The sequence below is a fragment of the Bradyrhizobium sp. SZCCT0153 genome (assembly GCF_018129995.1).
GTDB lineage: Bacteria > Pseudomonadota > Alphaproteobacteria > Rhizobiales > Xanthobacteraceae > Bradyrhizobium > Bradyrhizobium japonicum_G.
This window is the reverse complement of the sequence record NZ_JAFCKS010000006.1, coordinates 273,838-293,227: the sequence shown is the minus strand read 5'-3', so window position 1 is coordinate 293,227 and position 19,390 is coordinate 273,838. Positions and strand designations below refer to the sequence as shown.

20 protein-coding genes are annotated in these 19,390 nt (G+C 64.2%); 10 read left to right on the top strand and 10 right to left on the bottom strand.

Going from position 1 to position 19,390, the window contains the following annotated elements:
* Positions 1 to 2 precede the first annotated feature (2 nt).
* Both JQ572_RS25885 and JQ572_RS25880 read right to left on the bottom strand, forming a co-directional pair.
* Positions 3 to 1,223: an LL-diaminopimelate aminotransferase gene (locus tag JQ572_RS25885; protein WP_211385650.1), complete on the bottom strand. Its 1,221-nt coding sequence runs from the start codon at positions 1,221 to 1,223 to the stop codon at positions 3 to 5.
* A gap of 214 nt (positions 1,224 to 1,437) precedes the next feature.
* Positions 1,438 to 1,713: a hypothetical protein gene (locus tag JQ572_RS25880; RefSeq protein WP_211385817.1), complete on the bottom strand. Its 276-nt coding sequence runs from the start codon at positions 1,711 to 1,713 to the stop codon at positions 1,438 to 1,440.
* A 253-nt stretch (positions 1,714 to 1,966) separates the two neighbouring features.
* Between JQ572_RS25880 and JQ572_RS25875 the strand changes: the two genes are divergently transcribed.
* The gene (locus JQ572_RS25875; RefSeq protein ID WP_211385649.1) at positions 1,967 to 3,775 is read left to right on the top strand and encodes a PHA/PHB synthase family protein; all 1,809 of its coding nucleotides are present in this window, start codon (positions 1,967 to 1,969) and stop codon (positions 3,773 to 3,775) included.
* 62 nt (positions 3,776 to 3,837) lie between these two features.
* Positions 3,838 to 4,236 carry an MAPEG family protein gene (locus tag JQ572_RS25870; RefSeq protein ID WP_211385647.1) on the top strand — a complete coding sequence of 133 codons (399 nt, stop codon included), beginning with the start codon at positions 3,838 to 3,840 and terminating at the stop codon, positions 4,234 to 4,236.
* A gap of 116 nt (positions 4,237 to 4,352) precedes the next feature.
* Here JQ572_RS25870 and JQ572_RS25865 read toward each other — a convergent pair whose 3' ends face one another.
* On the bottom strand, positions 4,353 to 4,550 hold the full coding sequence (locus JQ572_RS25865; protein WP_211385645.1) for a hypothetical protein: 198 nt from the start codon (positions 4,548 to 4,550) through the stop codon (positions 4,353 to 4,355).
* Between JQ572_RS25865 and JQ572_RS25860 the strand changes: the two genes are divergently transcribed.
* Entirely contained in the window at positions 4,549 to 5,316 is a 768-nt protein-coding gene (locus JQ572_RS25860; RefSeq protein ID WP_211385644.1) for an outer membrane protein, read from the top strand. The two genes, JQ572_RS25865 and JQ572_RS25860, sit on opposite strands and share 2 nt — an antisense overlap.
* Positions 5,317 to 5,460: 144 nt before the next feature.
* On the opposite strand, the gene argC is transcribed toward JQ572_RS25860, so the two are convergent.
* From argC to JQ572_RS25845, 3 genes are read right to left on the bottom strand one after another with little or no spacing between them, the layout of a single operon-like run.
* Positions 5,461 to 6,444: an N-acetyl-gamma-glutamyl-phosphate reductase gene (gene argC, locus JQ572_RS25855; RefSeq protein ID WP_211385643.1), complete on the bottom strand. Its 984-nt coding sequence runs from the start codon at positions 6,442 to 6,444 to the stop codon at positions 5,461 to 5,463.
* The gene (locus JQ572_RS25850) at positions 6,441 to 7,109 is read right to left on the bottom strand and encodes an FMN-binding negative transcriptional regulator (protein ID WP_211385641.1); all 669 of its coding nucleotides are present in this window, start codon (positions 7,107 to 7,109) and stop codon (positions 6,441 to 6,443) included. The genes argC and JQ572_RS25850 overlap by 4 nt, the downstream gene beginning before the upstream one ends.
* A gap of 38 nt (positions 7,110 to 7,147) precedes the next feature.
* Positions 7,148 to 7,492, bottom strand: a complete 345-nt coding sequence (locus tag JQ572_RS25845; RefSeq protein WP_211385640.1) for a hypothetical protein — start codon at positions 7,490 to 7,492, stop codon at positions 7,148 to 7,150.
* Here JQ572_RS25845 and JQ572_RS25840 point away from each other — a divergent pair.
* Positions 7,491 to 8,486 (top strand): MBL fold metallo-hydrolase, encoded by a 996-nt coding sequence (locus JQ572_RS25840; RefSeq protein WP_211385639.1) that lies wholly within the window; start codon positions 7,491 to 7,493, stop codon positions 8,484 to 8,486. The two genes, JQ572_RS25845 and JQ572_RS25840, sit on opposite strands and share 2 nt — an antisense overlap.
* A 39-nt stretch (positions 8,487 to 8,525) precedes the next feature.
* Here the strand turns inward: JQ572_RS25840 and JQ572_RS25835 are convergent, their stop codons facing one another.
* The gene (locus JQ572_RS25835) at positions 8,526 to 9,056 is read right to left on the bottom strand and encodes a DedA family protein (protein ID WP_211385637.1); all 531 of its coding nucleotides are present in this window, start codon (positions 9,054 to 9,056) and stop codon (positions 8,526 to 8,528) included.
* Between the two features lie 274 nt (positions 9,057 to 9,330).
* On the opposite strand from JQ572_RS25835, the gene parE reads away from it, so the two are divergent.
* From parE to JQ572_RS25815, 4 genes are all read left to right on the top strand, one after another.
* Complete coding sequence (gene parE / locus JQ572_RS25830; protein WP_211385636.1) at positions 9,331 to 11,376, top strand: DNA topoisomerase IV subunit B; 2,046 nt, start codon at positions 9,331 to 9,333, stop codon at positions 11,374 to 11,376.
* Between the two features lie 430 nt (positions 11,377 to 11,806).
* On the top strand, positions 11,807 to 12,589 hold the full coding sequence (locus JQ572_RS25825; RefSeq protein ID WP_211385635.1) for an outer membrane protein: 783 nt from the start codon (positions 11,807 to 11,809) through the stop codon (positions 12,587 to 12,589).
* A gap of 227 nt (positions 12,590 to 12,816) precedes the next feature.
* Positions 12,817 to 13,002, top strand: a complete 186-nt coding sequence (locus JQ572_RS25820; protein WP_007609848.1) for a hypothetical protein — start codon at positions 12,817 to 12,819, stop codon at positions 13,000 to 13,002.
* Between the two features lie 21 nt (positions 13,003 to 13,023).
* The gene (locus tag JQ572_RS25815) at positions 13,024 to 13,794 is read left to right on the top strand and encodes an SDR family NAD(P)-dependent oxidoreductase (RefSeq protein WP_211385633.1); all 771 of its coding nucleotides are present in this window, start codon (positions 13,024 to 13,026) and stop codon (positions 13,792 to 13,794) included.
* Between the two features lie 202 nt (positions 13,795 to 13,996).
* On the opposite strand, the gene JQ572_RS25810 is transcribed toward JQ572_RS25815, so the two are convergent.
* Positions 13,997 to 14,764, bottom strand: a complete 768-nt coding sequence (locus tag JQ572_RS25810; protein ID WP_211385632.1) for an outer membrane protein — start codon at positions 14,762 to 14,764, stop codon at positions 13,997 to 13,999.
* Positions 14,765 to 14,943: 179 nt separating this feature from the next.
* Positions 14,944 to 16,200, bottom strand: coding sequence for an FAD-dependent oxidoreductase (locus tag JQ572_RS25805; protein ID WP_211385631.1), 1,257 nt, complete (start codon positions 16,198 to 16,200; stop codon positions 14,944 to 14,946).
* Between the two features lie 120 nt (positions 16,201 to 16,320).
* Between JQ572_RS25805 and JQ572_RS25800 the strand changes: the two genes are divergently transcribed.
* Positions 16,321 to 16,599, top strand: a complete 279-nt coding sequence (locus tag JQ572_RS25800; protein WP_211385630.1) for a hypothetical protein — start codon at positions 16,321 to 16,323, stop codon at positions 16,597 to 16,599.
* A 26-nt stretch (positions 16,600 to 16,625) separates the two neighbouring features.
* Here JQ572_RS25800 and JQ572_RS25795 read toward each other — a convergent pair whose 3' ends face one another.
* Complete coding sequence (locus JQ572_RS25795; protein WP_211385629.1) at positions 16,626 to 18,146, bottom strand: caspase family protein; 1,521 nt, start codon at positions 18,144 to 18,146, stop codon at positions 16,626 to 16,628.
* Between the two features lie 223 nt (positions 18,147 to 18,369).
* On the opposite strand from JQ572_RS25795, the gene JQ572_RS25790 reads away from it, so the two are divergent.
* Entirely contained in the window at positions 18,370 to 19,365 is a 996-nt protein-coding gene (locus JQ572_RS25790; protein ID WP_211385816.1) for a helix-turn-helix transcriptional regulator, read from the top strand.
* The last annotated feature ends 25 nt before the right edge of the window (positions 19,366 to 19,390 follow it).

Genomic DNA, 19,390 nt, shown 5'->3' with positions numbered 1-19,390 from the left:
AATTAGCGCCGGTTGGCGAGCGGAACGACGTTGTGCAACGTTTCGATCCCGCTTTCAAGGAAGCGTCGCACGCCGCGCGCGGCCTGCCTGATCCGTTGCTCGTTTTCCACCATCGCGATGCGGACATATCCTTCGCCATGCTCGCCGAAGCCGACGCCGGGCGAGACCGCGACGCCGGATTTCTCCACCATCAGGGTCGCGAACTGCATGCTGCCGACGCTGCGGAAGGCCTCCGGCAGCGGCACCCAGGCGAACATCGAGGCCTCCGGCGGCGGGATCTCCCAGCCGGCACGACCGAACGATTCCACCAGCGCGTCGCGGCGCTTGCGGTAGGTGTCACGCATCTCCTTGATGCAATCGTCCGGGCCGTTCAGCGCGGCGGTCGCGGCGACCTGCACCGGCGTGAAGGCGCCGTAGTCGAGATAGGATTTGACGCGGGCCAGGGCCGCGATCACGCGCTCGTTGCCGACCGCAAAGCCCATGCGCCAGCCGGCCATCGAATAGGTCTTCGACATCGAGGTGAACTCGACGGTGACGTCGATCGCGCCGGGCACCTGCAGCACCGAGGGCGGCGGGTTGTTCTCGTCGAAATAGACCTCGGCATAGGCAAGATCGGACAGGATCAGGATCTCGTGCTTCTTCGCGAATGCGACGAGGTCCTTGTAGAAGTCGAGGCTCGCGACATAGGCGGTCGGGTTCGACGGGTAGCAGACGACGAGCGCGAGCGGCTTCGGGATCGAATGCACGATCGCCCGCTCGACGGCCTCGAAGAATTGCGGCGTCGGCTCGGACGGCACCGAGCGGATCACGCCGCCCGCCATCAAAAAGCCGAAGGCGTGAATCGGATAGCTCGGGTTCGGGCACAGGATGACATCGCCCGGCGCGGTGATGGCCTGGGCCACATTGGCAAAGCCCTCCTTCGAGCCCAGCGTTGCCACGATCTGGGTGTCGGGGTTGAGCTTCACCCCGAAGCGGCGGGCATAGTAGCCGGCCTGGGCCCGGCGCAGGCCGGGGATGCCGCGGGAGGCCGAGTAGCGGTCGGTGCGCGGCTTGCCGAGCGTTTCCTTGAGCTTCTCCAGTACATGCGGCGGTGCCGGCAGGTCCGGATTGCCCATGCCGAGGTCGATGATATCGGCGCCGGCATTCCGCGCGGCCGCCTTGGCCCGGTTGACCTGTTCGAACACGTAAGGCGGAAGGCGGCGGATGCGGTAAAATTCTTCCATGGCTCTCTGGGCTCCGGGCAACCGGTCTGGACAGAATCGACAGGCCATGACGGCCATTCGGAAAGGCGCTCGCTACCTTCGCGAAAATTGCTCAAGATCAGACACTTAGAGCAGTCATCGCCGACGGCGGCTGAAGTCGTTCGCCCTGACTCTCGGCTGAACTGAGGTCTTTTAGCACGGCAAGACGGAGGCGCCAGCGATTACCTTGCGGCGCCTATTTCGCGTCCTTGGCGGCAACAGCCTGGCGGTCGCGCGCGGCGGCAAGCTCGGCCTCGATCTTGGCGCGCTGGTCCGGCGGGATGACCGCCTGATCGCGATCCGGCGGCAGGTCATGCACCGGCAGATAGCTACTCGGCTCCCTGGGATGCGCCTGTGCATCCGCGGGCGTCATATCCGCGAGTTGGCTCGAACAGCCGCCCAGCACAAAGGCCACGCTCAGGAGCGTGCCGCAAATCAGCAGCGACTTTTGCAGGTCCCTCAACGCCAACACTTGGGAAATCCCCACCTCGTCCCAAAGCACGGCCCCGGGCAACCTTACCCAAGTCCGCGCCCAAGCTCAAACCATTGCTGCCCAAATGGTGCGAGCGAGAAAACAGCCCGGCACTACCAAGCCGAGCGGTGCGGCTCGATTGTGACGGAACCAAGAAGATTTGTCGCACTGCAACACATCTTCGAGAGTGTTTAACGCCAAACATGCGAGCTTCGCGGTGACGAATACGGAATGAATCGTTACTGTTCTGCTCATGAGCATGGCCACGACCGACACGCCCAAACCCGAGACGAAGTTTAATGCGGAAGCCTTCGCGATGAATGTCGCGCGGGCGATGGAGAGCGGCGGCAAGGCGCTCGCTGCCTACCTCAAGCCGCGCGAGAGCGGCGAGGTGCAGGACCGCCCGCCGGCCGAACTGACCGAGGTCGTCAAGACCTTCACGACGGTCGCCGAATACTGGCTGTCGGATACGACCCGCGCATCGGATCTCCAGACCAAGCTCGCCAAGGATTATCTCGACCTCTGGGGTTCGGCGGCCCGCCGCATGGCCGGACAGGACGCTGCTCCCGCGATCGCGCCCTCACCGCGCGACAAGCGCTTTGCCGATCCGGAATGGAAGTCGAACCAGTTCTTCGACTTCGTGATGCAGCTCTATCTGCTCACGACCAAATGGGCACACGAGCTTGTGCGCGACGCCGACGGGCTCGATGCGCCGACCCGCCGCAAGGCGGAGTTCTACATCCAGCAGGTCACCAACGCGCTGTCGCCATCCAACTTCGTGCTGACCAATCCGGAGGTGCTGCGCGAGACGGTGGCGAGCAGCGGCGAGAATCTCGCGCGCGGCCTGAAGATGCTGGCCGAGGACATCGCAGCCGGCAAGGGCATGCTGAAGATCCGCCAGTCCAACCCGGACAATCTCGTCGTCGGCGTCAACATGGCGACGACGCCGGGCAAGGTGATCTACCAGAACGAGATGATGCAGCTGATCCAGTATTCGCCGACCACGGAGAACGTGCTGCGCACGCCGCTCCTGATCGTGCCGCCCTGGATCAACAAGTTCTACATCCTCGATCTCAAGCCGGAGAAATCCTACATCAAGTGGTGCGTCGACCAGGGCATCACCGTGTTCGTGATCTCATGGGTCAACCCGGACAAGCGGCTCGGAGCCAAGAGTTGGGAAGACTACATGAAGCAAGGCCCGCTCACGGCGATGGACGTGATCGAGAAGATCACCGGCGAGATGAAGGTGCATACCGCCGGCTATTGCGTCGGCGGCACCATGCTCGCGACGACGCTGGCCTGGCTCGCCGAAAAGCGCCGCCAGCGTGTGTCCTCCGCGACGTTCTTCGCGGCACAGGTCGACTTCACCCACGCCGGCGATCTGCTGGTGTTCGTGGACGAAGAGCAGGTCGCCGCTCTCGAGCAGGACATGAAGGCGGCCGGTGTGCTCGAAGGCTCCAAGATGGCGATGGCCTTCAACATGCTGCGTTCCAACGATCTGATCTGGTCCTACGTCGTCAGCAACTACCTCAAGGGCCAGCAGCCGAGCGCGTTCGACCTGCTGCACTGGAATTCGGATGCGACGCGCATGACGGCATCGAACCATTCCTACTACTTGCGCAATTGCTACCTGGAGAACCGGCTCTCCACCGGCACGATGGTGCTCGACAACACGCTGCTCGACCTGTCCAAGGTCAAGGTGCCCGTCTACAACCTCGCCACCCGCGAGGACCACATCGCGCCGGCGGAATCAGTGCTGTACGGCTCGCAATTCTTCGGCGGTCCGGTGAAATACGTGCTGTCCGGCTCGGGCCACATCGCCGGCGTCGTCAATCCGCCCGCCTCCAACAAGTACCAGTACTGGACCAACGACAACATCAAGGACGTCAACGTCGCCGAGTGGATGAAGGGCGCGGTCGAGCACAAGGGCTCGTGGTGGCCGGACTGGCGCGAATGGCTCGGTACACTCGATCCGGAAGAAGTTCCGGCGCGCAGCGTCGGCAGCGAGGCCCTGCCCCCGATCGAGGACGCGCCCGGCAGCTATGTCAGGGTCCGCGCATAGCGCAATCTTGCGCGCTTGTATAAGCTCGCTCTCAAGACAGAGATGACAGAGGGGACCGGACTATGACGCGCGAATTGTTCTGGCTGACACTGACGGTGATCCTGACTGGAATCCTCTGGATTCCCTACACTATCAACCGCTGCCAGATTCGCGGTCTTGGCGGCGCGATGGCCAATCCTTCGCGCGGCGACAAGCCGCAATCGGAGTGGGCGAACCGCCTGATGTTCGCGCATGACAACGCCGTCGAGAACCTGGTGCTGTTCGCGCCGTTGGTGCTGATCCTGAACGCGATCGATTATTCCTCGAAATGGACGGTGCTCGCCTGCGCCGTCTATTTCTGGTCGCGCGTCGCGCATCTCATCGTCTATGCGATGGGCATCCCGGTGTTCCGCACGCTGGCCTTCTCCGTCGGCTTCCTCGCGCAGGCCGTGCTGGCGCTCGCGATCTTCAAGGCGCTCTGATCGCGCGTCCCGGACGCGTGGCGATGCATCACGAACCCAACCGGGACTTCCTCCAGTTCCAGGACCTGACACGAAGACCTGGACGCGGACACGATCCGCTCCATCATGGGGCGTGCTCAGGTGCCGGCGTCAGCGTGGACCGACCGGGCCATGCCGCCGAAAGGTTGAACCACGCGAAGGCCGGCCGCGCTGCCGGTGTTGCCAAAGAATGACAGTGCAACAAAAACAGCGATGCCGACCTTGGGCTGATACGAAGTGTCGCGCATCCACAGGTATATTTGGCCATCGCAATTGATTGATTCGGGGCAGACCATGAATTGGAAGATTGTATCCGCGCTCGGCGCCCTGTCGCTGGCAACCGTCGCGACCCAGGCCGGTGCCGCCGATCTCGCCGCCCGTCCCTACACCAAGGCGCCGCCGATGATCGCCGCGATCTATGATTGGAGCGGTTTCTATATCGGCGCCAACGGCGGCTATGGTTCGTCGCGCAAGTGCTGGGACCAGACTGTCGGCTTCGCGCCCGGCGTTGCGGAAGGATGCCATGATGCGACGGGCGCTGTCGCCGGCGGCCAGATCGGCTATCGCTGGCAGAGCAGCGCCTTCGTGTTCGGTCTCGAAGCGCAGGGCGACTGGGCGGACCTCGACGGCCGGAATGCCAGCACCGTGCTCGGCGTCGCTAACCGCACCCACGTCGATGCCTTCGGCCTGTTCACCGGCCAGGTCGGCTACGCCTGGAACAATGCGCTGCTCTACGTGAAGGGGGGCGCGGCCGTCACCAGCGATCGTTACCGCGGCATCGGTACGGGCGGTCTGGCCGGGGCCGAGTTCGACGGTGCCAACGAGACCCGCTGGGGCGGCACGATCGGCGTCGGCCTCGAATACGGCTTTGCCCCGAACTGGTCGGTCGGCCTCGAATACGACCACATGTTCATGGGTCACCACGACGTCACCCTCACGGCCAACGGCGCGCTGGCGCCTGTCGGCACGTTCTCGCGCACCGATCGCATCGGTCAGGATGTCGACCTGATCACCGCCCGCATCAACTACCGGTTCGGCGGCCCGGTCATCGCGAAATACTGAGGGCCCATGTCCGCGCCGCAACGCATCTGCGTCGCGGCGCGGAGCCGCGATCCGGAGAGCCATACGCGAAGCAAGCCAAGCATGGGCCGCGGCACTGCAGCGCACCGCTGAAGAAGCGCTGCGCTGCGTCCGGGGCACGGAGTCCTACGCCTCCGGCAGGCCCAGCATCAGCCGCATGTTCTGCACGGCTGCACCCGAGGCGCCCTTGCCCAGATTGTCCAGCCGCGCGACCAGCACGGCCTGATGATATTTGTCGCTGGCAAAGACGTAGAGCTCGAGCATGTTGGTTTCGTTGAGCGCCTCGGGCTCGAGCTTGCCGCCCTTGGTCGTCTCGTTCTGAAGCGGCATCACCGAGACGTACTTTGATCCGGCGTAGCGTTTTGCCAGTGCGGCCTGGAGATCGGCGCCGCTGGGCTTGCCCGGGAGCGTGTCGAGCTGGAGCGGGACCGAGACCAGCATGCCCTGCCTGTAGTTGGCGACCGACGGGATGAAGATCGGACGTCGCGTCAGGTTCGAATAGAGCTGCATCTCCGGCAGGTGCTTGTGCTCGAAGCCGAGGCCGTAGAGCTCGAAGGACGGCGCGCTGCCGTCTTCGAAGCTCGCGATCATCGACTTGCCGCCACCGGAATAGCCGCTCACCGCATTGACGGTGACGGGATAGTCCTGCGGCAGCAGGCCGGCGTCGACGATCGGCCGCAGCAGCGCGATCGCGCCGGTCGGATAGCAGCCGGGATTGGAGACCTTCTTCGCAGCCTTGATCTTGCCGGCCTGGTCCGGCGTCAGTTCCGGAAAGCCATAGGCCCAGTCGGGCGCGACCCGGTACGCGGTCGAGGCGTCCAGCACCTTCGGACCCGACGGCCCCATGCTATCGATCAGCGCGACCGTTTCCTTCGCGGCATCGTCGGGCAGGCAGAGGATGACGAGATCGACATCCTGCATCAGCGCCTTCTTGGCCGCCGGGTCCTTGCGCTTGTCGTCGGCGATGGTCTTCACCACGACGTCGCTCTGGAGCTTGAGCCGCTCGTTGATGCCGAGGCCGGTGGTGCCGGAGCCGCCATCAACGAAGACGGTGGCGGGCTTCCTGGCAGCGCCGGTGGTCGGGGCTTTCGTGGTTTCAGCGAGACTCATGGCACGCTCCTTTCGAGCTTGTTGGTTTCGTCGGCGAAGGCGTCCGGCCTCACGTCCTGCATCAGTTGCGATATCTTCCTGGCGTCGGCGGCGGGCTGCGCGCCGAGCGCATTGGCAATCGCCGTATAGTCGGCGTCGGACTTGTGCTGGTTGAGCTTGAAGCTGCCCTCGACCTCTTCAACCGTCATGACCAGACCCACGATCGCCTTCTTCATCGCCTCGAGCCGCCCGGCCGTCATCTTACCCGACGTCCATGGCTTCTTCGGCAACAGCCATTTCTCGAACTTGTCGCTGAGCGTGTCGATCTGCACCGACAGCTCGTCGTCCGACAACAGCCGCACCGGCCCGGCCAGATGCACCGACTGGTAGAGCCAGGTCGGCACCTGATCCGGCGAGACGTACCAGTCGGGCGACACATAGGCATCGGGCCCGTTGACCGTGAGCAACCATGCCCCCGAACCGTTAGCCAACTTTAGCAGCGGATTGTGACGGGCGACATGAAAGGCGGCCTGCGGCGTGCCGTCGGCGGCATAGGTCAGGTAGAACGGCAGCGGCGAGGCGACCGGCTTGTGACCGTCGAAGGCGCACATTGTGCCGAAGCCGCGCTCTTCGGCGAATTTCAGGCTCGCGGCGCGGTCCTGCTTGAAAAAGGGTGGCGTGTACATCGTGGTCTCCTGCTGGGCCTCCTCGGGGAGCCGCCGGATCAGATCGCGCTGACAGGAGAGAGAATGCCGCGGATCGGATCCAGCGGCAAAGACGATGATCTCAAACGCGATCGACCGCCCAAACCGCAAGACTGCGGCGGCGGCGACGGGCGAACAAAATGGTCGCGGCGTTGATCATGGCGCGGGGCTATAAGGCCAGCGGGTTCCAGGGTCAAGTCCAAATCGGCGGGCGTGACGGCAGGATGCCGCACCTCGTGACGGCAGGATGCCGCACTGATGTCATCGTGGCGCGGCGGAATTTCCACCAGCAACAGGGGTTCCCGACAAAGACCGACGCGCCACGCCCCGCCGGTCAGTCGCAATCCAGCCCAGGAGATCGCCATGACCGGGATTACTCGTCGCGCAACACTGGCCGGCGCCGCCGCCGCAACGCTCCTGCCATTCATGAAGACGTCGCCCGCGAGCGCCGCAGCGCCGCCCGCCGCAACACAGAATGCGAGCTTCTACCGATACAATGTAGGCACCCACCAGGTCACGGTGGTCTGCGACGGCGTCACCACCGTCAACCTGCCCGACAATTACGCGGCCGGCGCCAGCAAGGACGACATCAACAAGATCTTCGCCGAGAACCATCTGCCGACCGACAAGGTCACCCACACTTTCAACCCCGTGGTGGTCAACACCGGGTCGAAGCTTGTCGTGATCGACACCGGTCTCGGTCCCGACCAGTTCACGCAGACCAAGGGCAAGGTCGGGCAGTTCCACAACAACCTTGCCGCTGCCAGCATCGACCGCGCCGCGGTCGACACCGTCATCATCTCGCATTTCCACGGCGACCACATCAACGGCCTCCTCGCGGCCGAGAACAAGCCGGCTTTCGCCAATGCCGAGATCATGGTGCCGGCAGTGGAATGGAAATTCTGGATGGACGACGGCGAGATGAGCAAGGGAATGGGCAATCCCATCCTCGAGAGCAATTTCAAGAACATCCGCCGCGTGTTCGATGCACTCGGTCGCAAGGTGACACCCTATGATTCCGGCAAGGAGGTCGCGCCCGGCATCACCGCGGTCGCGAGCCCCGGCCACACGCCGGGCCACAGCTCCTTTATCGTCGCCTCCGGCGCGGAGCAGGTGCTGGTGCAGGTCGATATCACCGCCGGCGCAGCGTTCCTGTTCGTCAGGCATCCCGAGTGGAACATCGCCTCCGACGTCGACAAACCTCTGGCTCAGGAGACGCGGCGCAAGCTCTACGACATGGCGATTGCCGAGAAGATGCCGATCCAGGCCTTCCACGCCGCCTTCCCGGGTCTGGTCCGGGTCGAGAAGGACGGCGCGGGCTATCGCTGGATTCCGTCGATCTGGAACGCCTCGCTCTAGGTCTCGCCGTGCGCACAGCCGGGCGGCGTTGCCGCCCGGTCAGATCACCCGCCAGATCCATTCCATCAACTTGGCGATCACGTCCCCGAACAGAAGCAATGCCGCCGACCAGATCAGCGCCGAGATGAAATTGGCGGACTGAAAACTCCAATAAGGCATCTCGAAGATGCCGGCTGCTAGCGGCACCGAGGCGCGCAACGGGCCGAAGAACCTGCCGATGAAGATGCTCGGCACGCCCCAACTCCGCACGAAGGCCTCGCCCCTGGGCAGCAGTTCCGGATAGCGCGACAGCGGCCACATCTGCGCGACCTTCTCCTTGTAACGGTAGCCGAACCAGTAGGAGACCCAGTCGCCCAGCGCCGCGCCGAGGCCGCCGGCGATCCAGACCGGATAGAAGCTGATGCCGCTCGCGCCGATCAGCGCGCCGATCGCCACCAGCGCTCCCCAGGCCGGGATCAGCAGCGAGATGAAGGCGAGCGACTCCCCGAAGGCGAGCAGGAACACGATCGGAGCTGCCCACATCTCGTGGGCGCGCACGAAATCGGCCAAGGCGTGCGCAAACTGCTCCATTCAAAAAATTGCCTTCCGCCCTGCCGCAAGGTGCTGCTCGATGAAAAGGACTGGTAAGCCAAGGACTTGTGTGACATCAAGTCATAAAGTCAGATCCAGACTGGACCGGGACGTCAAATTGCCGGGAATTGGAGGGGCTGCGGCGTAAAATCGCCAGGATTGGCTCCCAACGACGCCGCCGGCCCGCCCCTGCGGTAACCTTTCCAGGTCAGAAGTGGCATAGTCGCCTGAACCGATTCGCCGCTTCCGCGGCCCCGAAAGCGTATCAAGATATATGTCCAAGCAATTGAAACCCAAAGCAAAAGACGATTTCTTCGGCGGCGAAGAGCCGAAGTCGCGCGCGCCGGTCAAGGCAGCGTCCCGTGGAAGCGGCGGCGAGGCCGACTACACCGCGGCCGACATCGAGGTGCTCGAAGGCCTGGAACCGGTGCGGCGCAGGCCCGGCATGTATATCGGCGGCACCGACGAGAAGGCCCTGCATCACCTGTTCGCCGAGGTCATCGACAACTCGATGGACGAGGCGCTCGCGGGGCATGCGACCTTCATCGGAGTCGATCTGAGCGCGGACGGCTTTTTGACCGTCATCGACAACGGCCGCGGCATTCCGATCGATCCGCATCCGAAATTCCCGAAGAAGTCGGCGCTCGAAGTCATCATGTGCACGCTGCATTCCGGCGGCAAGTTCGACTCCAAGGTCTACGAGACCTCGGGCGGCCTGCACGGCGTCGGCATCTCCGTTGTGAACGCCCTCTCCTCGCTGCTCGAGGTCGAGGTCGCACGCAGCCAGAAGCTCTATCGCATGAGGTTCGAGCGCGGACACCCGAAGGGCAAGCTCGAGGACCTCGGCAAGGTCAACAACCGCCGCGGCACCCGCGTGCGCTTCAAGCCCGACACTGACATCTTCGGTGCCAAGGCCGCGTTCAAGCCGCAGCGCCTGTTCAAGATGACGCGCTCGAAGGCGTATCTATTCGGCGGCGTCGAGATCCGCTGGAACTGCGCGCCCGAGCTGCTCAAGGGCGTCGAGGACGTGCCGGCGGAAGCGACGTTCCACTTCCCCGGCGGCCTCAAGGATTACCTCGCCGCCGCGATCCACGCCGACACGCTGGTGCATCCCGACATCTTCTCCGGCAAATCGGGCCGCAACGGCGCGCATGGCGCCTGCGAATGGGCCGTGGCCTGGACCGCGGATGCCGACGGCTTCCTGTCGTCCTACACCAACACGGTGCCGACGCCGGATGGCGGCACGCATGAATCGGGCTTGCGCAGCGCGCTCTTGCGCGGCCTGAAGGATCACGCCGAACGTGTCGGCCAGGGCAAGCGCGCCTCGTCCATTACGTCGGAAGACGTGATGGTGGGTGCCGCCGTGATGCTCTCGGTGTTCGTGCGCGAGCCTGAATTCCAGGGCCAGACCAAGGATCGTCTCGCCACCGCCGAAGCGCAGCGCATCGTCGAACAGGCGATGAAGGATCCGTTCGACCATTGGCTCTCGGGCAATCCGAACCAGGCCAACAGGCTGCTCGACTTCGTGGTCGACCGCGCCGAGGAACGGCTGCGCCGCCGCCAGGAAAAGGAGACCGCGCGCAAGACCGCGGGCAAGAAGCTGCGCCTGCCCGGCAAGCTCGCCGATTGCACCGATGCCGGTCTGGATGGCTCGGAACTCTTCATCGTCGAGGGCGACTCGGCAGGCGGCAGCGCCAAGCAGGCGCGCGACCGCAAGAACCAGGCCGTGCTCCCGCTGCGTGGCAAGATCCTCAACGTCGCCTCCGCCGGCAAGGACAAGCTGACGGCGAACACGCAGCTCGCCGACCTCGTGCAGGCGATCGGCTGCGGCATGCTCGCGCAATATCGCGAAGAGGATCTGCGCTATCAGCGCATCATCATCATGACCGACGCCGACGTCGACGGCGCCCACATCGCTTCGCTGCTGATTACCTTCTTCTACCGGCAGATGCCGCGGCTGATCGACGAAGGGCATCTCTTCCTCGCGGTGCCGCCGCTCTACAAGCTGACAGTCGGCACGAAGTCGATCTACGCACGCGACGACGCGCACAAGGAGGCGCTGATCAAGAGCGAGTTCAACACCAACGCCAAGGTCGAGGTGAACCGCTTCAAAGGCCTCGGCGAGATGATGCCGGCGCAGCTCAAGGAAACCACCATGGATCCGGCCAGGCGAACGCTGCTCAAGGTGGTGCTGCTCGCCGACGACCGCGACACCACGGCGGACTCGGTGGAGCGCCTGATGGGCACCAAGGCCGAGGCACGCTTCGCGTTCATCTCGGACAAGGCCGAATTTGCCAACGAAGAGTTGCTCGACGTCTGAAGCCGCAGGGCATCCCGGCGCCGCGTCCATCAAGAGCCCCGGCATCAAGCCGGGGCTGTTTTATTTTGCGGACAATACCAATTGCCCGCCTCGGCTTCGGTGATTCCCTGCTTCCTCGCCTGGCGACTCGGCCAACGACTCACCGAGCCACGGCTGAGGCAGGGCTGCCGCCATTTCGGACAAAGCCCAATTCCCTAACCAGAAGTTACCTGAATTCGACATCTCAAAAATCGCCTCAACGCATTGAAATTATGTCATTATTCATGACTTAGGCGCTTGCGCCCCGAATCCCCGCCGAACCGCGTTTTCCGGCGACTGTGCCTGCCCTGCAACAGCATTTCGGCGAGAAGCGGCTATAGTCCGGGCATCAGATCAGAGGACTTCAGTGCGCTCGCGCCTGCCGGACAGACCAAAGCTTGGGGATTTTAAAATGAAGAAGATTTTGCTCGCACTGACCGCGGTTGCCGCGATGACCGGCTCGGCCTCGGCGGCTGACCTGGGTGCCCGCCCCTACGTGAAGGCTCCGATGGCGGCCCCCGTCGCCAACTGGACCGGCTTCTACATCTTCGGCGGCGCCGGCGGCGGGCTTTCTGCTTCCGACCAGCACGTGCAGACCACTGTCGGCGCAATTCCGCTGACGATCGACCAGCGCCAGGGTGGCTCGGGCTGGTTCGGCACCGTCGGTCTCGGCTACGACTGGCAGTTCAACAGCACCTGGGTCGCCGGTGTGTTCGCCGACGGTCAGTTCGGCAGCATCCGCGCTACCGTTCAGGATCCGACACTCGGCATCACTGGCAACCAGAAGCTGGAAGACTCCTGGGCCGCTGGTGTGCGCCTCGGCTGGCTGGTTGCTCCGAACGTTCTCTCCTACGTCAACGGCGGTTACTCGGGCGCCCACTTCGGCCAGACCAACTTCATGACGCTGGCTGGCGTTCCGAACGGTACCCACCTCAACAGCTATAACCGTAACGGCTGGTTCGTCGGCGGCGGCGTCGAGAACAACCTGAACATCTTCGGCATCCAGTCGCCCGGCTGGTTCATGAAGACCGAATACCGCTCGGCCTTCTACAACGCCAAGACTCAGGACGAGTTGACCGACGTCGGCAACGTGCCGGTCGGCAACAGCATCCGCGCCAACACCTGGAACCAGACGATCTCGACCTCGCTGGTCTACCGCTTCAACTGGACCGGTCCGGTCGTCGCGAAGTACTGAGCTGAACAAGTCCTGATCTGATATCCCGATCAGACGTCAAGCCCCGGCCTCGGCCGGGGCTTTTTCGTTGGCGGGGTCCTACGCTGCGCCTGCTGCCCGGCCGTATGCGGTAACGGCCATTGTACCCGAGCCGAAGCTGCGGCTAGTCTGCTTCCCAAGTTCTCGCGGCCTGCGATGATCGTTCATCGCGGGGGCCACGACAGAAGCAGATCGATGGGGAGGAATGCATGCGCAGATTTCTGCTGATCGCAGGCCTGTTTGCCCTCGCCGTCGGGTTGCTCTGGATCGGACAGGGCACGGGCACCGTCGCGTGGCCGCGATCGAGCTTCATGGTCAACCAGCTGCAATGGGCCGGCTATGGCGCAGCCATGGCGGGCTTTGGGCTGGTGCTGATCTGGCAGAGCAACCAATAGAAGAAACCAGGGAATAGCAGCATGACATCCAATCGGTTCGATCTGCGCGGCAAGGTCGCGATTGTCACGGGAGGCAATGGCGGCATCGGGCTCGGCCTCGCCCACGGTCTGGCCGATGCCGGCGCCGACATCGCCGTGGTCGGACGCAACGAAACCAAGTCCGCGGCCGCCGTCGCCGATCTCAGGCAGCGCGGCGTGAAGGCGATCGCCGTCACCACCGACGTGACCGACAAGGCGGCGATCGCCGCGATGGTCGAGCGTGTCGTCAAGGATCTCGGCCGCATCGACATCCTCATCAACAATGCCGGGATGAGCATCCGCAAGCCGCCGCACGAGCTCGAGCTCGACGAGTGGAACAAGGTGATCAACACCAACCTCACCAGCGCCTTCCTGTGCTCGAAGCTGGCCTATCCGGCGCTGAAGGCGTCCGGCAACGGCAAGGTGATCAACATCGGCTCGATGATGTCGATCTTCGGCGCGAGCTTCGCGACCGCCTATGCGGCGAGCAAGGGCGGCATCGTGCAGTACACGCGCGCCTGCGCCAATGCGTGGGCGCCCGACAACATCCAGGTCAACGCCATCCTGCCGGGCTGGATCGACACCGACCTGACCCGCGGCGCACGGCAGCAGGTCTCGGGATTGCACGAGCGGGTGCTGGCACGCACGCCTGCGGGTCGCTGGGGCGACATCGACGACTTCGCCGGCATCGCCGTGTTCCTCGCCTCGGCCGCCTCGAATTTCGTCACGGGCACCGCGATCCCCGTCGACGGCGGGTTCTCGGTGATGGCCTGAGCCCTGCCCCACACGCAGAAAAAGAAGCCCCGGACGAAGCCGGGGCTTTTTAATTCTTGGTCGCGATTTTCTTTTAGGTGCTTGATCGTTCGTTGACGCCCTTAAAACGCGATGAGATTGGGATGAATCGTCATCGCGCTTTAGGTTCTTGTTTGAGCATGATCTTTTCGGAAAACCGCTTCGCGCTTTTCCGGATCATGCTCTAGTAACGCGCGATGACCGGCGCGTCGAACTTGTAGCTCGCGCGGACGACGGCCCACTGGATGTCGCGCGGCTTGGCATCGAAGGTGTAGGTACCCGAGGTGCCGCCGAGCTGATAGGTCTGGCTGCCGAAGGCCGCGTAATTGTACTCGAGGCCGACGATCCAGTTGCGGGTGACGCCGTATTCCCAGCCGGCGCCGACGGTCCAGCCGTTGGCCCAGTGGGTCTGACCGCCAGAACCGGTCACCGGGCCAACCGTATCGGTGACCGACAGGCGGTTGTTCACGCCGGCATAGCCGCCCTTGAAGTAGAACAGGTTGTTCTGCACGGCGAAGCCCGCACGGCCGACGACGGTCGCGAGCACGTTGGCGCGCCAGGAGAACACGTCGTCGCCCGCGCCGAACGCGGTGTTGGTGAACGAGCCCTTGTTGTCGAGGCCTGAGATCGTGCCTTCCATGCCGAACACGTAGTTGTTGGCCTGCCAGTTGTAGCCGATCTGGGCGCCGCCCATGATGCCGGAGTTGCGCTGACGATAACCCTGGCCCGGGACGAGATCGCCGAACGGCGCGCCGGCCCCGCTGTTGATGAACTGCTCGTTGGTCCATGCGCCGCCGATGTGGCCGCCGACGTAGAAACCGGTCCAGTTGAACATCGGCTCGACATAGGCCGGCGCCTTCGTGTAGCGCGCGCCGAGATCGGCGGCGGACGCAGCGCCGGTCGAAACCAGAGCGGTCGTGCAGGCGAAGGCGGCAATCAATTTGTTACGCATGGTACACCCCGTATCCTTTGATGGGTGCACGCTCACACGCAGTTCTTACTCAAATTTGAATCAAGAAAGTTAAGACGCGGGATTGCCGGGCAACGCGCCCTGAATCCGTTTGCGCTGTTGCACGCAGGCAACGCGCCGCGCGCGATTTAACGCCGCGTTATCCCTACCGAATTCCTGCGCTACGATGCCGCGACGTCCTTCGAATGCACGTGCTCGGGCCGCACGCCGAGCGCGAGCAGGCGCGCCGGAATGCCCTGGAGCCATGGCACCGCGGTAATGAGGCGCACGATCAGCGGCACCTTCAGCGGCCGACCGCCGCCCTGCAAGGCGCCGCTGATGATGTTGTTCTGCACGATCACCTGCATCGCTTGCGTCATCTTCACCGGGAACTCGCGGCGACGGCGCACGGCATCGAGCTCGTTCTCCGACGGGCAGCCGTGCTGCATCTTGTCCGCCAGCAGGTTGGCGGTGGCGACCGCATCCTGCACGGCGAGATTGACGCCGACGCCGCCGACCGGCGACATCGCATGCGCGGCATCGCCGATGAGAAGCAGGCCCGGCCGCGTCCAGCGCTTCAGGCGGTTGATCGCGACCGTGAGCAGCTTGACGTCGTCAAAGCTCTTCACCTCGGCAATGCCGCTCTTCAGGATCGGCGCCATGCGCACGACGTCTTCGAGCAGCGCCTGCAATCCCCTCGCCTTCACCGCCTCGAATTGTTCCTTGGCGATGACATAGGCGCATTGCCAATACTCGCCGCGATCGAAGGTGATCATCATCTTGCCGGGTTCGACACGCGCGAACACGTTTTCCGTCTCGTCGGCATTGCGGCCGGCGCGGAACCACAGCACGTCCATCGGCGCGCCGATCTCCTCGACCTCGATACCCGCGCGTTCGCGCACGGTCGAATGCCGGCCGTCGCAGGCGACGGTGAGATCGGCCTCGATGTCGATCAGCCCCTCCGGCGTCTTCGCCCGCACGCCGGCGATGGTCTCGCCGCGGCGGATCAGATCGACGGCCTCCGTAGTCATCATCACCTTGAGCGAAGCAAAGCGCCGGCCGGACTCCCGCAGGAAATTGAGGAAGTCCCATTGCGGCATGAAGGCGATGAAAGGGTATTTGGTGTGGAGGCGGCCGAGGTCGGCGATGCGCACCGGCGTGCCGCCGAACAGGCCGTCCATCTTCTGCAGGCGCTGATGCGGCAGCTTCAGGAATTCGTCGATGAGGCCGAGCTCGTCCATCACCTCGAGCGTCGAGGGATGCACCGTGTCGCCGCGAAAGTCGCGGAAGAAATCCGCGTGCTTCTCCAGCACCACGACATCGATGCCGGCACGTCCCAGGAGGTAGCCGAGCATCATGCCAGCCGGCCCGCCGCCAACGATGCAACACCGGGCTTTTACGGTGAGACCTTGCGAAGGCTGCGACGCATCTGGTTTCACAGCGCGATCCTCATTTACGACTTAAGTTTTCTGTGCGGTGCAGCAAACAGGATTCATTTGCCGCAATGGCGAATGACCGTTAGCGTCGTCTTGAAATACGATTGATTTCAGGAAATTGCAGTGCGGACTATCCTTATACTGCTCGGCGCCTGGCTCCTGATCAACGTGCTCTTCGTCGTGGTCATGATCCCGCCGCGCAAGCCGCGGAGGCCGCGGCAAACGGGCGCGCTCGCACCCGTGTCGATCGATCAGAATGGCTATCCGTTCGAGGAGCAGGAGAAGCTCCTGCTCCGCCACGTCATCATCTCGATCGCGATGGGCGCATTCTTCTCGCTGGCTCCGCCCTTGATCGAGGCCGTCGAGTCGGTCAAGCGCTTCATCAGCAAGCGGCGCGGATAGCGGACGCGTAGCCTCCGCCCGCGTCGTCAATTGTTGCTGCGGTTCACTGTTCGAAAGCTCTTGATCTCCGACACGCTGCCGTCGCGATAGGTCAATTCCACCGAAACGAATTGCGTCGCCGGCGCGAGCTTCATGTAGAGCGGCATGCCGGCGCTGATCGCGCTGGGGTCGCGCATGTCGCAGCCCGGCATCTTCAGCACCTGGTTCGGAACGGCGGTGTCGATGCCGATGCGTACCTCGCGGATGGCGCAGCGGTAGGACACGAGGTGGGTGTAGTAGACGAGCAGCCCGTTGAATTCGCGGAACGACAGCCAGCTCGTCGCGGTCATGTCGAGGATCTTGCGCTGATCGCGTATCAGCGCGGCTTCGGGATCGAACCTGATCGGGAACGGTCCCTGCATGTCGCCGGATTGATCGACATAGCGAACCTCGATGGTGCCGGCTTGCGCGTCCGGCGGCAATTCGATCGACGGGTTCGGCATCCGCTTGCGTGTGCGCGGATCGAGCGTGTCGATGAAGCCGGTCTCGCGGAAATCGCCGTTGCCGGCCATCCGCCAGGAGATACCGAGCGTCGGGTCGGCGAACGAGAACACCACGCTCCAGCCGCCATTGTGGCGCGAGAAGCTCGCGATCGGCGCGTTGGTGGTTTCCTCTTTCGGCAGGCGCGGAACCGACACCGGCGGCAGGGCCGCGAGCTTCTGCGCGGGCGGATCGACCGGGCGCGCTGCGGCAGCGCCATCCTTCGCCGTGCCGCTCAAGAAGACGTCGTCGACCATCTGATCGAAATAGACCGGCACCTGCCTGTGCTTGACGGTATCGGCCATCTCGCTCACGAGACGGCGGGTGCGCTGCGCGACCTGCACGAGGTTCTCGCCGGGCTGGAGCAGCTCCTTGGCGAAGGTGCGCGTGAACACCGAATTGGGATTGGCGTCGTCGTTGGAGAGGCGATCGAGCGCGGTCTGGCGGGGACCTGCGGAGAACACCGAGAATACGCCTTCGGGCAGCTGCACCATGGGCGCGAGCCCGCCGCCGCCGGCCACCGCGCGGGTGCCCTTGCGCTCGAACGGATTGTTGCGGCACGCGTCGAACACCAGGATCGAGGTTCGCGCCTTCTTGTTCTGGAGGCGCTCGACGATGCGGTCGGCCAGGATGGAGGCGTCGCGCACCAGCTCTTCCTGTCCTTCCGTGGCCGCCGGCACGTCGGTCGGCAGCAGATAGTTCTGGCCGGCGATCTCGAAGCCGTGGCCGGCATAAAAGAAGAACGCGGTGTCGCCGGGCTCGATCGCCTTGTCGAAGGCGAGCAGCGTCTCGGAGAATTGCTGCCGGCTCTGGTTCTCGGCCACCATCACCGAGAAGCCAAGCTGCTTCAGCGTATCGCCCATAGTGCGGGCGTCGTTGACCGCCTTGAGCAGTTTCGGGACGTTCCTGTAGTCGTTGTTGCCGACCACGAGCGCGACGCGCTTGTCGGCACGGGCCGGGAGCGCGAAACCGCTCAGGCTTGCCGCGAGGCCAAGCGCCGCCAGAATTCTGAAGAGCCGACGCGTCATCGAAAGCTTCCCGTTGCAGAGCGGCCCGCCGCCGATCCCCTCGAACAGTTCATTGGAGCGCTCCGCCGTTGATGTGATAGTCGGCCGAGCCATATGGACGGTTCAACGGCTTCGCGTCTCGGTTCCATCATTTGGCCTATGGCAGATTCCTCTGGAATCTGCTTTTTCTTGAACGATTTCTCGGGCGATTTCTTGGACAATTGCGTTGCAAACGGGGGCTGCCGTGTATCGCTGGTGTACCGACGAGGTGGAGCCGCACGATCGCTTCGACTATTGGCGCGAGGTGCGCGCCAAGGGGCTGTTCGGCGTCACCGCCGAACTCGAGCGCGAACGGCGGGCGGACTTCTTCGGCGAATTCTCCCTGCGCCAGCTCGGGGGCGGCAGTCTCGTCGAGCTGAAGGCCTCGCACTACACGGTCGAGCGCAGCACGACCGACATCGCCCGCGCGCCCGGTGACAGCATCTGCGTCTACCAGCAGCTCGGCAGTGGGGGCTGGTTCGGCGGCATGCGCGGAAGCGACTTCGCGATCGCCAATGGCGGCTTCGCCACCAGCCATACCGACCTGCCCTATCGCACCGCGCCGCTGGGCGCGGGCGGCTTCCACCTGCGGATCCTGAAGATCCCCCTGAGCGGCCTTTCCGTGCAAGACAAGCGCATGCGCGAGCTTGCGCCGCGGACGTTCGACGATCCCGGCCTGGCGCCCCTGCTCGGCGCTTGCTTCGCCGATCTCGGTGAGGCCGCCGCAGGTGATGACGGCGCCGCCGATGCGACCTCCCTCGGCCAGGCCTCCTTGGTTCAAGCCTCCTTGGTTCAAGCCCTCGCCCATCTGGCGCTGATCGAGCGCGGCATCCTGCGGCCCGGCAGCCGCCTCGGGCAGGCCGCGCTGCGGACCGCCCGGCTTTCGCAGGCCCGGCGCCTGATCGGGCGCCACCTGCAAGACCCGAATCTGGCGCCGGCGATGGTAGCCGACCTGCTCGGCGTATCGGTGCGTCACCTGCACATGCTGTTCGAGAGCGCGGCGAGGAGCTTTTCGCAGACCGTCACGGACGAACGCCTGAAACAGAGCCGCCACCTGATGCGCGAAGCCCCGGACCGGCTGATCGCTGACATCGCAACCTCCTGCGGCTTCGACAGCCTGGCGACCTATTATCGGGTCTTCAACGCCGCCTACGGAATGGCCCCCGGCGACTTCCGCGCCCGGGGTCAGGAAGGGCGTTAACTGCCGTTTGGGCAGATGCCGACGG

What these genes read in the sequence shown, in the direction of transcription:
- JQ572_RS25885 (WP_211385650.1), bottom strand. Translation starts at nt 1,223, where the DNA reads ATGGAAGAATTTTACCGCATCCGCCGCCTTCCGCCTTACGTGTTCGAA.
- JQ572_RS25875 (WP_211385649.1), top strand. Translation starts at nt 1,967, where the DNA reads ATGAGCATGGCCACGACCGACACGCCCAAACCCGAGACGAAGTTTAAT.
- JQ572_RS25870 (WP_211385647.1), top strand. Translation starts at nt 3,838, where the DNA reads ATGACGCGCGAATTGTTCTGGCTGACACTGACGGTGATCCTGACTGGA.
- JQ572_RS25860 (WP_211385644.1), top strand. Translation starts at nt 4,549, where the DNA reads ATGAATTGGAAGATTGTATCCGCGCTCGGCGCCCTGTCGCTGGCAACC.
- JQ572_RS25865 (WP_211385645.1), bottom strand. Translation starts at nt 4,550, where the DNA reads ATGGTCTGCCCCGAATCAATCAATTGCGATGGCCAAATATACCTGTGG.
- argC (WP_211385643.1), bottom strand. Translation starts at nt 6,444, where the DNA reads ATGAGTCTCGCTGAAACCACGAAAGCCCCGACCACCGGCGCTGCCAGG.
- JQ572_RS25850 (WP_211385641.1), bottom strand. Translation starts at nt 7,109, where the DNA reads ATGTACACGCCACCCTTTTTCAAGCAGGACCGCGCCGCGAGCCTGAAA.
- JQ572_RS25840 (WP_211385639.1), top strand. Translation starts at nt 7,491, where the DNA reads ATGACCGGGATTACTCGTCGCGCAACACTGGCCGGCGCCGCCGCCGCA.
- JQ572_RS25845 (WP_211385640.1), bottom strand. Translation starts at nt 7,492, where the DNA reads ATGGCGATCTCCTGGGCTGGATTGCGACTGACCGGCGGGGCGTGGCGC.
- JQ572_RS25835 (WP_211385637.1), bottom strand. Translation starts at nt 9,056, where the DNA reads ATGGAGCAGTTTGCGCACGCCTTGGCCGATTTCGTGCGCGCCCACGAG.
- parE (WP_211385636.1), top strand. Translation starts at nt 9,331, where the DNA reads ATGTCCAAGCAATTGAAACCCAAAGCAAAAGACGATTTCTTCGGCGGC.
- JQ572_RS25825 (WP_211385635.1), top strand. Translation starts at nt 11,807, where the DNA reads ATGAAGAAGATTTTGCTCGCACTGACCGCGGTTGCCGCGATGACCGGC.
- JQ572_RS25820 (WP_007609848.1), top strand. Translation starts at nt 12,817, where the DNA reads ATGCGCAGATTTCTGCTGATCGCAGGCCTGTTTGCCCTCGCCGTCGGG.
- JQ572_RS25815 (WP_211385633.1), top strand. Translation starts at nt 13,024, where the DNA reads ATGACATCCAATCGGTTCGATCTGCGCGGCAAGGTCGCGATTGTCACG.
- JQ572_RS25810 (WP_211385632.1), bottom strand. Translation starts at nt 14,764, where the DNA reads ATGCGTAACAAATTGATTGCCGCCTTCGCCTGCACGACCGCTCTGGTT.
- JQ572_RS25795 (WP_211385629.1), bottom strand. Translation starts at nt 18,146, where the DNA reads ATGACGCGTCGGCTCTTCAGAATTCTGGCGGCGCTTGGCCTCGCGGCA.